A 12794-nucleotide genomic window follows, 5' to 3' on the forward strand; every position below is an offset into this window, starting at 1 on the left:
TTCCGTAATCAATAAAAGTGGGTAAGATATATTTTATGTTTTTTTATTTATCGAAACAATATATAATAAACATAGGAATAATCTAATTTTGATATGAGGTGGAAATATGGAACTGCGTCAATTAAGATATTTTGTTGCTGTAGCAGAAAGAGAACATGTATCAGAAGCCGCCTTTGAGCTGCACGTTGCCCAGTCTGCAATCAGCCGGCAAATCTCCAATTTAGAAAGTGAATTAGGGGTTCAGCTTTTTGAAAGAGTCGGAAGAAATGTACATTTAACACCAATCGGAAAAATATTTTTAACGCATATAAAATCCGCTTTAAGAGGAGTGGATTATGCTAAGAAACAGGTCGATGAATACTTAGACCCGGAAGGCGGTTCAATAAAAATTGGCTTTCCGACAAGCTTAGCCAGTAACCTTTTGCCAACCGTTTTATCCGCATTTAAGAAAAGCTATCCAAATATCCGTTTTCAATTAAGACAGGGCTCTTACAATTTTCTAATTGAATCTGTCCGGAATAGAGAAATTGATTTAGCATTTCTTGGTCCTGTCCCCGATAATCAGCCGGACATCATTGGCAAGGTTCTATTTATGGAAAATTTCTATGCTCTTATTCCCAGTTCTCACGCCAAATCAAACGAAGAAAAAATTTCTGTCGCAGAGTTAGAAGAGGAAAATTTCGTATTGTTTCCTGAGGGGTATGTGCTTCACCAGCTCGTTATTGATGCTTGTATCCGTTCAGGGTTTACACCGAATATTCAATCCCAGGGAGAGGACTTAGATGCCATTAAAGGATTAGTTGCGGCCGGGATGGGGATTACGTTACTTCCTGAAAGTGCCTTTAATGATTTAAATACCGCTTATAGCGCTAAAGTTGCTATTGATAATCCGCCTCTCCAGCGAACTGTCGGCATCATTATTCCTAAAAATCGTAATCTGGCACCATCCCAAAAGGTTTTTTATCATTTTATTCAGGATTATTTTGAAATTAGGGATTAAAAAACCATAGAATATCAAATGAGAAATTTTTGATATTCTATGGTTTTTACTGTCTTTTCCTAATCAATATAAGGATAACCATCTTCAAGCATAAAACGAAACTTCACTGAGTGGGAGTTTTACGGACGGTTTCCTTGATAACGTTAATTATTCAATTTAAGCCAATCATTATTCCATTGAAAATACGCATCCGATACTGTTAAGTTATGAAACAGTGCTTCCGGATATGGTAATGCTAATTCAGGTTTACTATAAACATTAAAAAATTTTAAGTCTGCTGATTCTCCATCAATAGCTGTTAATTCACCAGAAATGATTTTACAATTAAATACAAATATATTATATTCTACTTGGTCTTTATTTGGATATGTAAATCGAAAATCTTCTCCTCCAAATATACCTATTAAATGAAGTGGCTTTACAAGTAAACCTGTTTCTTCAAAAACTTCCCGAATAACTGCTTTTGCGGGAGGCTCACCAATTTCAATAGCCCCAGCAGGCAAACTCCACTGTTCCTCTACTTCAATATATTGAAAAAGTATTTCATTTTGGTTATTTTTAATAATTGCTGCAACACTTGGCATAAAAATTAAATTAGTTCCTATTTTCGCCCGTATATTTTTATAGTAATCTGAAATAGGCATTTTTACCACTCCTTTTATTACTTTAGGCGCTTAAAAATTTAATCAGTTGGGTTTTACTAACGACTATTTGCGATAAAAAAGGTTTCTACCTGAAATAGAAACCTTTTTATAAATTCTTTTATAACTTATACTCTTTGAACCATTTTTATAATCACATCCGCTGCATTCTTTGCTGCTTTTTCTAAAAATACATCGAATGAAACCGATGATTTCTTTCCGGCAATATCTGATAATGCTCGAATAATGACAAATGGCGTTTGATATTGATAGCATACCTGCGCAATTGCAGCAGCTTCCATTTCTAAAGCAAGCATTTCAGGAAAACGTTCACGGACAACAGCTGTCTGATCCTCACGCTGTATAAACGAATCACCAGTTGCAATGATACCTGTTTCCGCCTGAATACCTGATTCTAATACTACCTTACCTGCCAAATCTATCAAATCCGAAGAGGCTGTATAGACTGCAGGCATCCCCGGAACTTGTCCATAGACATAATTAAATGCTGTCGCATCCACATCATGATGCAATACGTCGGTGGAAATAACAACATCTCCAACCTCCAGATTTTCAGCAAAACCTCCAGCAGACCCGGTATTAATAATTTTATCCGGATTAAACCGTTCATGTAAGATGGTTGCAGACATGGCTGCATTTACTTTCCCGATACCGGATAGCATGAGGACAACTTTTTTCCCTTCCAGGTGACCTTGATAAAAATAAGTCTTTGCTATTTCAATTTCTTGTACATCAGTCATGCTTTGCTTCAGTAATTCAATTTCTTCATCCATTGCTCCAATAATTCCGATAGTCATTCTAATCCTCCATTATTGTCCCGCGTCAATTTAATTCAATTCTTCTACCTGAGTCGGCTGCCAGCCTTCACCGTCTACCCAATCTAGGAATACACGATAATTCTCTGAATTGCTTGAATCAGAAACGGTAGCAATTACTTTGTCAGGTCCATTATTTCCAACCCAGTGCTCTATCATACCATCTTCACTTAAACCAGTGACCTTGGAGACTGCACTCTTAATTTCAACACGGTCTGCAGATCCATCACTAAAATCTGTATTATGCTCGCCTTCCTGTTCTGTACCTATCGGATCCCAGTCACCGGTATAGGCCTCCGCAACGTCATCACCGGATGGTTCTGCAGACTCTCTGTCTTCGTAGGAATTATCTTCTTCATTTTCTTCCTCATTCTCATCTTCTTCATTGGCTGCATCATCATCTGCATTCTCGTCTTCGTCTTCATTGTCTTCTTCTCTATTTGCGTCCTCATTGTCAGATTCATTGTTATTTTCTTCATCTTCATTAGAATCCGGATCGGTTATTAAAAAGCCATTATCATCTTCTCCGCCGGCATCCCCATTATCTTCCTCTGACGTATTTTCGGATGCATCCGATTCAGTACCTTCCTCTGTTGTATCATCTCCGCCGCCAAACACCCATACCGCAAGAAAAATAACTAAGACGATTCCTGCAGCAATAGATAGAATGGTAATTGCGTTTGTATTTTTTCTTCTTTTTTCAAATTTGTTTGATCTTGTCTGACTCACCAGAGATTCCCCCTCGCTACACTATTTACTTTATACTATCCTATCGAATCCAGCGATTTTTGTCTATTCTATTTTAGCACAAAATTGCTGTTTATTTCTTGTTTAAACTTAAAGGATTAAGAGAATGTGATGAAGATAGACGCCTTATTTAAATCCTTAAAATTTCGGGTATGTAATACTATTCGTACAGATTGTTTGGTTTTTAACGTTTTAATTAGAAAACTATTGCGTTTCCCGTTTCACAACATCGCTGCATTAATGCAGCAAGCAGGTTTATATTTTCAAACAGCATAGAAATATATAGAAGTACGAAAACTTACAGTTATGTTTAACTGTAAGTTTTCGTACTTCTAAAATATACGTTTGGACAACCTTTCTACTGGTCAAAGATAATATCTTTTTCTCAGCAGCTTCATCAAGATAAAAGCTTACGCAAACGCTTTCCAATTTTTATTCAACATTGGTTATACGGACTTCAATGTCTCCAGCTGGTGTAGCTACGGAAACTTCCTGTCCAATTTCTTGTCCTAACAGGCTTTTGGCCATTGGAGAATCATTGGAAATTTTTCCTTCGAACGGATCAGCTTCTGCACTGCCGACGATAGTATACGTTTCTTCATCCCCATCAGGCAATTCTACAAACGTAACTGATTTTCCAAGTCCAACTACATTAGGATCTTCATTATCATTCTCAATAATGACGGCATTGCGAATCATGTTTTCTACCTGGGTAATACGCTGTTCCACAAACGCTTGCTCATCTTTTGCCGCATCGTACTCCGAGTTCTCGGACAAATCTCCGAAATCACGAGCTACTTTTATTCTTTCAACGACCTCTTGGCGACGGTCCGTTTTTAAATAATGCAGTTCTTCCTCTAACTTGTCTTTCCCCTCTTGTGTCATGTAAAAGCTTTTTTCTGCAGCCATCTTCTAAACACTCCTTCTGATTTCTTTTCTATCTGGTAATAATCGCAGCTTATTCTCGAATCTGGTTTATCTAAAAGAACACAGCTGCCTATTCCAAGTATATATAAATTAATTAATAAAATTGGCTATATAGCTTATGTGCTAACTCTTCAAAATATACTAATCAATACTATGGCAGATATTACCTAAAATATCAAGAAAAATAATTATAAATTTGAATTCTTTACTAAGATATTTTCAATTTTAGATGCCATAATATCCACTGCAACATGATTTTCTCCGCCCTCTGGGATAATCAAATCTGCATACCGTTTTGACGGTTCAATAAATTGCATATGTGCCGGCCGGACCACTTGAATATACTGGTCAATGACTGAATCCAATGTTCTCCCGCGATCTTTAATGTCTCTTAATAGACGGCGGATAATTCTCAAATCAGCATCGGTATCGACAAATACTTTTATATCCATTAAATCAACGAGGTTAGCATCCTCTAAAATCAGAATTCCTTCAACGATAATGACTTCTTTGGGCTCAACATGGATTGTTTCTGTTGAACGGTTATGCACCTTATAATCATATATAGGCTTTTCAATTGATTTATATTCAAGTAATTGTTGAAGATGCTCTACTAATAAATCGTTATCAAATGCCAAGGGATGGTCATAATTTGTTTTTAATCTTTCCTCAAAAGGAAGATGCGACTGATCCTTATAATATGCATCCTGTTCAATTACCAGGATGGACGTTTCCTTAAAACGCTCATAAATAGCTCTTGTAACGGAGGTTTTTCCGCTGCCGCTTCCCCCGGCAACACCGATTACAACGGGTTTATTTTTTTCCATGCTGCTAACTCCTTACACATCTTACTTTTTATAGCTAATGGAGACACCATCATCCATCGGTATAATCGATGTATGATAATCCGGATGATTCATTAGCATCTCATTGTACGATCTTAATTTCCGTACCAGTGTTTTATATTTTTTAGGCACCTCTTCATCCGAGCAGACCATGCCCCGAAATAATACATTATCGGTAATCAATACACCTCCGGGCGTCAGCATTTTATCTGCTAAATCAAAATAAACTTGATATTGCCCTTTTGCTGCATCAATAAAAATAACATCATACTGTAATTTTTTTTCAGCTAATTCCTGCATGACTTCTGCAGCGTCTCCTAAAATAACTTCGATTTGATTATCACGTCTCTGTTCCTTGATATTCGTGATTGCTTCCTGATAACGATTGGTATCTTTTTCAATGGTAACGATATTTGCTTTTGACGCTCCTTCCAGCATACGCAATGCGGAATAACCAATCGCTGTGCCTACTTCTAAAATCTTTTCCGGCTGCTTCATCTGTAAAATAAGATTAATCATATGCATGCTGCTCCGGTTGATAATCGGCACATGATTGACTTCGGCATATTTTTCAAGAACGTCTGCAGTTCCTGAAGAAGCAGGAAGCAGATTTTCCAAGTAGCTCTCGATATCTTTTTCCATTTCATCATTTCCTTTTACATTCAACCATTATAATTGGTTCTTCACCAAAATCGATGGATGACAATGCAGCTTTATTTTTAATATTAACAACCGCTGTGGAGGGTCATGCCAGGGTGAGTAATCGCAACCCTTGGAAAAACACGCCCCTTTCCTGACGGCTAAAAAAGAAAACGGAAAATGGAGAAGCTCTCCATTAGTCCGTTTAAGAGTGAGCACTTTTGGAACACACTTTAATTAATATATTCTTCCCGGTTTTCTACATGTTCATCAAATGTTTCAGCAAAGTGAATATTACCATCTTCATCATGTAAGAAATACAGATAATCGGAATCTTCCGGTGAGATTACTGCTCTCAGGGAGTTTTCCGCAAAATTCGATATCGGGCCTATTGGCAGTCCATCCACCAAATAGGTGTTGTAAGGTGATTCGGTTTCTAAATCATCAAAGGTGACCACTGCCTGATGTTCTCCTTTTGCATACAATACCGTTGGATCTGTCTGCAGCTGGATATCCTCATCCAAACGATTCTGGAATACGCCGGCAATTTGAGCGCGCTCCTCTTCATGAGCAGTTTCTTTTTCCACTACGGACGCAAAGGTTATCGCTTCGTGTGGAGTAAAACCTCGATCTGCAATCTCTCCTTCATATTGCTGGAAGATAGAGTTTGTTTGTTCGATCATACGATCTATTATCGATTCAATGGATGGTTCTTCTTCATAAAACTCATAGGTGGAAGCAAACATATAACCTTCTAAAGGAGTACGAATATCTTCATCCAGAATATCCTCCGTCAATAAAGAAGGGTATTTCTCCATTAATTCGTCAATAAAATCAGGATCATTGGCAACCTCCAGGAAATCTTCCTCCGAAAAAGAAAGCTGCTCACTATATATTTCAGCAATTTGGTCTACAGTCAATCCTTCAGGAATTGTAATCGTATGGACCGCATCGACAATAATTCTTCCATGCTGCAGCGATTCAATAATTTCATCCATGCTCATGGCTGTATTGAATGTATAATTCCCAGCTTGAAATTCGTTCACATTATTAAATTTTGTATAAAAACGAAATACACGTGCATCCTTGATAATTCCGTTTTCTTCAAGTATCCCGGCTATCGTTGAACTGGAAGAGCCAATCGGGATTTCCACTTCTACCGGAGTTGAATTTTCTTCATCAATAGGCTGCAGTGCTGAATGAATATATAAATAACCTGAAATCCCGCCGATTATTAAGATGAGCGTAAAACAAACAATAATAATTGCGACAATCTTTCTTACTTTAGAAGCATCTTTTGCTCTTTGTATAAGATTCTTTTGGAATCCATTATGCTTGTCATCTTTTGACACTCTGTGTCCCCCTTTCATCCGCTTCATTATACTAAATTCATATAAAATTATCCAATATTCCTGTTATTTTATTTCATCCTTCTACATCTTAAACAAAAAGATTCATTTTCAACAGGAATTTTGAAAAAACATATATGTCAGCAGGTGTGAAAGGGGATGAGAAGCAGCAATTACACGGGAAAAGAAAGCTGATGTCACAAAATGTGAATGTCAGCTTTCTTTTATCTCTTTACTCTTCTTCTTCAGCTAATGTGTTTAACATTTCTTCTACCATGCTCCACTCTTCATCGGAATCAATCGGGTACAGAGTAAAATCTTCATTCTCCTGTTCTTCGTAACGGAATGCGTAAACCTCTACCTCTTCATCCTCTGCTTGTTCAGCAGGCACGACAGCTATATAAGATTGTTCTGTTTCATCCACATCAAAGGTGAATAGCACTTCAAACAAATGCTCGTCCCCATTTTCGTCGGGGATAATAATGCGTTCCTTTTCTTCCAATGTCATTATATAATGCCTCCTTTTGAATCTAGATAACCCTGCAAAATCATTGTAGCTGCCATCTTATCAATTACTTTTTTTCTTTTCTTGCGGCTCATGTCCGCTTCCAGCAGTACACGTTCCGCTGCCATCGTGGTTAAACGCTCGTCCCATAATACCACAGGCAATTCATACTTTTCCTTTACATACGCGGCATAGCGCTCGGACGCCTCGCCTCTTTCGCCAATCGTGCCGTTCATATTTTTAGGGAGTCCGATTACAATCAGAGATGCTTCATTTTCCTCAATCAGACTCTTTAGTTCTTCATCTGCAGATTCAAATTCATTCTCATTCCAATAAATAGTGGTTAACCCTTGCGCTGTCCAGCCAAGAGCATCACTTACGGCAACACCTATTGTTTTTGAACCCACGTCTAAACCTATCGCTTTCATGAATTCTCCTTATTCTGTTCTAGATAAAACTTTACAAGTTCTTCAATAACTTCATCCCGTTCAACTTTACGTATCAAATTACGCGCATCATTATATCTAGGAATGTATGCAGGATCACCTGACAATAGGTATCCAACAATCTGATTGATCGGATTATATCCTTTTTCCTGTAATGATTCATGAACAGTCATTAAAATCTTTTTAATATCCTGGTCAAATGGTTCTTCGGAAAAGTTGAATTTCATTGTTTTATCAATTGAACTCATAATGACACCTCGTCCTTCATTAACCTTCTTCTTCTATTTTAACATGTTTATCTCTATCATTATACTTATTAACGAGAAAACATACAACCAAGGATTAAGCATTTGTCACGTCTGTTACATAAGTTAAAGCACTTTGTAATGCTTCTGTAACTTTAGATGGGTCTTTTCCCCCAGCCTGTGCCATATCCGGACGGCCACCGCCGCCGCCGCCGCAAATTGCAGCTGCCTGCTTCACCAAGTTTCCAGCATGAAGATTTTGTTTCATCAGGTCTTTTGTCACTCCTGCAATAAGCTGTACTTTATTATTATTGACAGCTGCGAGAAGAATTACACCTGATTCTATTTTTTGTTTTAATTCATCTCCCATCGAACGCAATTGATTCATATCTTTCACGTCGACTTGTTTAGCTAGTACTTTTACATTATTTACCTCTTTTATTTCATCTAAGATAGAGGATGCTTCCAGATTAGATAGTTTAGCCTGCAGTGAATCTACCTGTTTTTGTGTTTCTTTTAATTCCGATTGTAAAGCCGTCACTTTTTGCGGAATCTGCTCGTCTTTGGCTTTCAATAATGCGCCTGACTGCTTCAGCAATTCAATTTTATTATTTAAATAGCTGTAAGCTTCTTTGCTTGTAACAGCCTCAATTCTTCTTGTACCTGCACCTATCCCGCTTTCTGATACGATTTTAAACAAGCCTATCTCAGCCGTATTGCTCACATGGCACCCGCCGCACAACTCAATACTGTAATCATTGATTTGGACAACACGGACGACATCGCCATATTTTTCACCGAATAATGCCATTGCCCCCATCGCTTTTGCTTCTTCAATTTCTTTTGTTTCAATCACAACCGGAATCGATTCCCATATTTTTTGATTCACTATTTTTTCGATTTCTTCCAGCTCTTCGTCCGTTACACTGCTGAAATGAGAAAAATCAAAGCGGAGACGATTAGTTCCGTTCAATGAACCTGCCTGGTTAACATGGGAGCCCAAAACATCTTTTAAAGCCTGATGAAGTAAATGTGTTGCCGTGTGGTTTTTAATGACATCATTCCGAAATGCACGGTCAACAACTGCTTCTACTTGTTCAGCAATCTGTAATATGCCTTCTTTTACTTCTACACGGTGAATATGCTGCCCATTTGGAGATTTTTGTACATCGGTTACAACCGCATAGGCATGATTTGTTTGAATGAAGCCAATATCAGCAACTTGTCCGCCGCTTTCCGCATAAAATGGTGTTTCCTTCAGCAGGATATATGCTTCTTGGCCTGCTTCTGCAGATTCTGTTGTTTCTTTGCCCTGAATGATTGCTTGAATGACCGTTTCTTTTTCTAATAAAGAATATCCTACAAATTTACTTTCTACATCAATCGTTGAAAAAACAGTGTCTTGAACCTGCATGGAGTCCACTTTTTGACGTGCATTTCTTGCTCTTTCACGCTGCAGCTTCATTTCATTATCAAAGCCTTCTTGATTCACAGTAAATCCAAGTTTTTCTACATATTCTTCTGTTAATTCCTTTGGAAAACCGTACGTATCATATAAACGGAATACTTCTTCTCCAGGAAATACATTACTTCCTTTTTCTTTTTCCGACTCAATGAGCTTAGTTAAGATTTCTAACCCATCATTCAACGTTTCATGGAAGCGCTCCTCTTCCACTTTAATTATTTTTTGAATGTAGTCTGTTTCCTTCACAACCTCCGGATAGAAATCCTTCATAATTTCAGCTACGACTGGAACAAGACGGTACATAAAGGCTTCATGGATGTTAAGATCCTTCGCAAAACGGATAGCACGGCGAATCAGTCTGCGCAGGACATAGCCTCTGCCTTCATTCGACGGCATGGCTCCATCACCAATGGCAAAGCTGACTGTACGAATATGATCAGCAATTACTTTAAATGCCGTATCCGCTGCATCGTCTTTCCCATATTTGCTGTCTGCAATCAGTTCCGTTGCCTGGATGATTGGCATAAATAAATCTGTTTCGTAGTTTGTAGGCACTTCTTGAATAATGGAGGTTAACCGCTCCAGCCCCATTCCTGTATCAATGTTTTTCTTTGGCAGAGGGGTGTACGTATCGTCTGGATTATGGTTAAATTGCGAAAACACGAGATTCCAAACCTCTAAATACCTGCTGTTTTCTCCCCCCGGATAAAGCTCCGGATCAGCCGGGTCATTTCCATAGCTTTCGCCTCTATCATAAAAAATCTCGGTATTCGGTCCGCTTGGTCCTTCTCCAATATCCCAGAAGTTTTCCTCCAATCGGATGATCCGCTCTTTTGGCAGACCAATTTTTTGCAGCCAAAGATCATACGCTTCATCATCTTCCGGGTGAACCGTGACAGATAATTTTTCCGGGTCAAAACCAATCCATTTCTCATCTGTCAAAAACTCCCATGCCCATTCAATCGCTTCTTCTTTAAAATAATCACCGATGGAGAAGTTTCCTAGCATCTCAAAAAACGTATGGTGACGCGCTGTAAAACCGACATTTTCAATATCATTTGTACGTATTGCTTTTTGTGCATTCACAATCCTTGGATTATCCGGGATAATCCGGCCGTCAAAATATTTTTTTAATGTTGCCACCCCGCTATTAATCCAGAGAAGTGTAGGGTCTTCATGCGGTACTAATGAAGCACTTGGTTCAACCTGATGCCCTTTCTCTTTAAAAAAATCAATAAACATTTGCCGAATTTCTGCGGAACTCAAAAATTTCATTATCGTTTTCCCTCCTTTTTTTATCAAACAAAAAATCTCCTCTCTGCATCATTGCAGGGACGAGATTTCGCGGTACCACCCTTATTATGAACAATCCATGTTCATCACTTTCATCATTATAACGGTATGATACCGACGGGGATTAGCCGTACTCCAGTGTAGCTTTCCATAACAATATAATTAGGATTCCTTTCAGCCGGGGGAGTCCCTCTCTTGAAATATCATGTCATGTACTTAATACCTTCAACGTGTTCTACATGATTGAAAATGACAGTTTTTTATCATTTCCTATTGTTTGTATGATTATAGCGTTATTATAGTGATTTTTCCGCTGTATGTCAATTTTTCGCCTTTAAAAAAATATATAGTGAAATACTTATTTTAATTCAGCCGGCTTTTGACATTTGATACTGCTGAATCAATACTTTCAACATAGTAAAAACAGGAACAGAAATAACCATACCGATGACGCCAGCCAGTTGGCCGCCCAATAATAAGGCGAAGATAATCCCGATTGGATGAATCTTTACTGTTTTCCCCATTATATACGGCGATAATAGATTGCTTTCAATCAATTGGATGATAAAGATAATTACGATAACGAATAACGCTTTTTCCGGTTCCACCATATAAGCAACAGTTACAACCGGGATGGCACCGAGGATCGGACCAAAATAAGGAATGATGTTGACGATTGCCAGAATGATACCAAGCAATAAAGCATAAGGTAAATCTAACCACATCCAGCTCAGAGTGGAAATAACACCAACAGCTGCACTGATAATAAACTGTCCCCGGATATAACCGCCAAGTCCTTTTCCAATTTCCCTGCATACATTTCCTGTATCGCTTCGATATTTATATGGGATAAGTCGAAATAGAAAAGATTTGATAAATGGATAATCCTTTAAGAAATAAAAGACAAGGACCGGGATAATCGTTAAGAGAATAACCGCATCCATCATTCCATTAAAACCGCCGATGATTTTCCCTGAAAAGTTGTTCATCGCATTCTCTAGGGATTGAATAAACATATCCATCCGGTCATGTACGGTCTCCGGTAAAAAAGCAGTAGAGGTATATACCTTATTTAACCCGTCTTGGTACAGCGCGATAAATTCTGGAAAGTTACGGCTCATTTCCTTCACTTGTTCAACGATTAATGGATACGCGCGATATATTGCGTAGCCGGCACCTCCAAAAAAAAGCAGATATATAACTAATATTGCGATTCCGCGGTGGATCCGGTACCGATGCAGCCACTCAATCAATGGGTGCAGCAAGAAAGCCAAAATTCCGGCAATCAAAAATGGAAGCACCAGCTTAAAGACAAAAGAAAAAAATGCCGCATAATATGGTTTGGTGATAGCTAAAAAATATAAAAGAATAAAAGAAAGGATAGCAATCACAAGAAAATAAACGACTTGTTTTGCTTTTATTTTTTTCCACATAATAATCACTCCCAGTCCATGGTAGTGTAACCAACAGACTGGGAGTTTATAATAGGATGTTCAAAAAGTTACTAAATGATAAGCGGCGAACTTTTTCTTTTTAGCTGACGTGGTTTTTCCGATGGGGCTGGGACTGCGGTTACTCGCCCCGCCGAAAACCATTGCCCGCTTTAGAAACCCATATTATAATAATCTTCTCTCTTCTTTTGAAAATAAGTCATCTAATGAACTGAGTGTCCCGTCCGCTTCGACCTGGTGGATGTGTAATTCCTTTCCAGACACCGTCAATTCAATTGAGCAAACCCAGCAATAATAGCTTGTGGGACTTAATTTTCCTATTTGTTTTTCCCGGCAATTTGGACATACTAGCATACATCTTCATCCTTTTTCTGCTTCTATCAGTCCAAGTATTGCCCTAAATAA

14 protein-coding genes and 1 other annotated feature are annotated in these 12794 nt (G+C 38.2%); of the genes, 1 reads left to right on the plus strand and 13 read right to left on the minus strand.

The window, feature by feature from the left end; all coding sequences use genetic code 11:
- Positions 1-106 precede the first annotated feature (106 nt).
- Positions 107-1000: a LysR family transcriptional regulator gene (locus MKY65_RS12850; protein WP_339177405.1), complete on the plus strand. Its 894-nt coding sequence runs from the start codon at positions 107-109 to the stop codon at positions 998-1000.
- 143 nt (positions 1001-1143) lie between these two features.
- Here MKY65_RS12850 and MKY65_RS12855 read toward each other — a convergent pair whose 3' ends face one another.
- The 13 genes from MKY65_RS12855 to MKY65_RS12915 all read right to left on the minus strand — a co-directional run bounded on the left by MKY65_RS12855 (position 1144) and on the right by MKY65_RS12915 (position 12743).
- Positions 1144-1644 (minus strand): NUDIX domain-containing protein, encoded by a 501-nt coding sequence (locus MKY65_RS12855; RefSeq protein ID WP_193062254.1) that lies wholly within the window; start codon positions 1642-1644, stop codon positions 1144-1146.
- A gap of 125 nt (positions 1645-1769) precedes the next feature.
- Entirely contained in the window at positions 1770-2459 is a 690-nt protein-coding gene (gene mtnN, locus MKY65_RS12860) for a 5'-methylthioadenosine/S-adenosylhomocysteine nucleosidase (RefSeq protein ID WP_193062256.1), read from the minus strand.
- A gap of 30 nt (positions 2460-2489) precedes the next feature.
- Complete coding sequence (locus tag MKY65_RS12865) at positions 2490-3206, minus strand: YrrS family protein (protein ID WP_339177409.1); 717 nt, start codon at positions 3204-3206, stop codon at positions 2490-2492.
- Between the two features lie 450 nt (positions 3207-3656).
- Entirely contained in the window at positions 3657-4133 is a 477-nt protein-coding gene (gene greA, locus MKY65_RS12870) for a transcription elongation factor GreA (RefSeq protein WP_193062258.1), read from the minus strand.
- A gap of 206 nt (positions 4134-4339) precedes the next feature.
- Complete coding sequence (gene udk, locus MKY65_RS12875) at positions 4340-4978, minus strand: uridine kinase (RefSeq protein WP_042534315.1); 639 nt, start codon at positions 4976-4978, stop codon at positions 4340-4342.
- 21 nt (positions 4979-4999) lie between these two features.
- On the minus strand, positions 5000-5638 hold the full coding sequence (locus MKY65_RS12880; RefSeq protein WP_193062260.1) for an O-methyltransferase: 639 nt from the start codon (positions 5636-5638) through the stop codon (positions 5000-5002).
- A 230-nt stretch (positions 5639-5868) separates the two neighbouring features.
- A complete protein-coding gene (gene mltG, locus MKY65_RS12885) occupies positions 5869-6987 on the minus strand; it encodes an endolytic transglycosylase MltG (protein ID WP_193062262.1) in 1119 nt (372 codons plus the stop codon).
- A gap of 229 nt (positions 6988-7216) precedes the next feature.
- Positions 7217-7492, minus strand: coding sequence for a DUF1292 domain-containing protein (locus tag MKY65_RS12890; RefSeq protein WP_042534317.1), 276 nt, complete (start codon positions 7490-7492; stop codon positions 7217-7219).
- Positions 7492-7917: a Holliday junction resolvase RuvX gene (ruvX, locus tag MKY65_RS12895; RefSeq protein ID WP_193062264.1), complete on the minus strand. Its 426-nt coding sequence runs from the start codon at positions 7915-7917 to the stop codon at positions 7492-7494. Before ruvX ends, MKY65_RS12890 begins: the two co-directional genes overlap by 1 nt.
- A complete protein-coding gene (locus MKY65_RS12900) occupies positions 7914-8183 on the minus strand; it encodes an IreB family regulatory phosphoprotein (RefSeq protein ID WP_042534321.1) in 270 nt (89 codons plus the stop codon). Before MKY65_RS12900 ends, ruvX begins: the two co-directional genes overlap by 4 nt.
- 94 nt (positions 8184-8277) lie before the next feature.
- Positions 8278-10920: an alanine--tRNA ligase gene (gene alaS / locus MKY65_RS12905; RefSeq protein ID WP_339177414.1), complete on the minus strand. Its 2643-nt coding sequence runs from the start codon at positions 10918-10920 to the stop codon at positions 8278-8280.
- A 52-nt stretch (positions 10921-10972) separates the two neighbouring features.
- Positions 10973-11176, minus strand: a binding site (T-box leader).
- 130 nt (positions 11177-11306) lie between these two features.
- Positions 11307-12371, minus strand: coding sequence for an AI-2E family transporter (locus tag MKY65_RS12910; RefSeq protein ID WP_339177415.1), 1065 nt, complete (start codon positions 12369-12371; stop codon positions 11307-11309).
- Positions 12372-12554: 183 nt separating this feature from the next.
- Positions 12555-12743 carry a hypothetical protein gene (locus MKY65_RS12915; protein ID WP_339177417.1) on the minus strand — a complete coding sequence of 63 codons (189 nt, stop codon included), beginning with the start codon at positions 12741-12743 and terminating at the stop codon, positions 12555-12557.
- Positions 12744-12794 lie beyond the last annotated feature (51 nt).

The sequence above is a fragment of the Oceanobacillus sp. FSL W7-1293 genome (assembly GCF_037969815.1).
GTDB classification, from domain to species: domain Bacteria; phylum Bacillota; class Bacilli; order Bacillales; family Amphibacillaceae; genus Oceanobacillus; species Oceanobacillus oncorhynchi.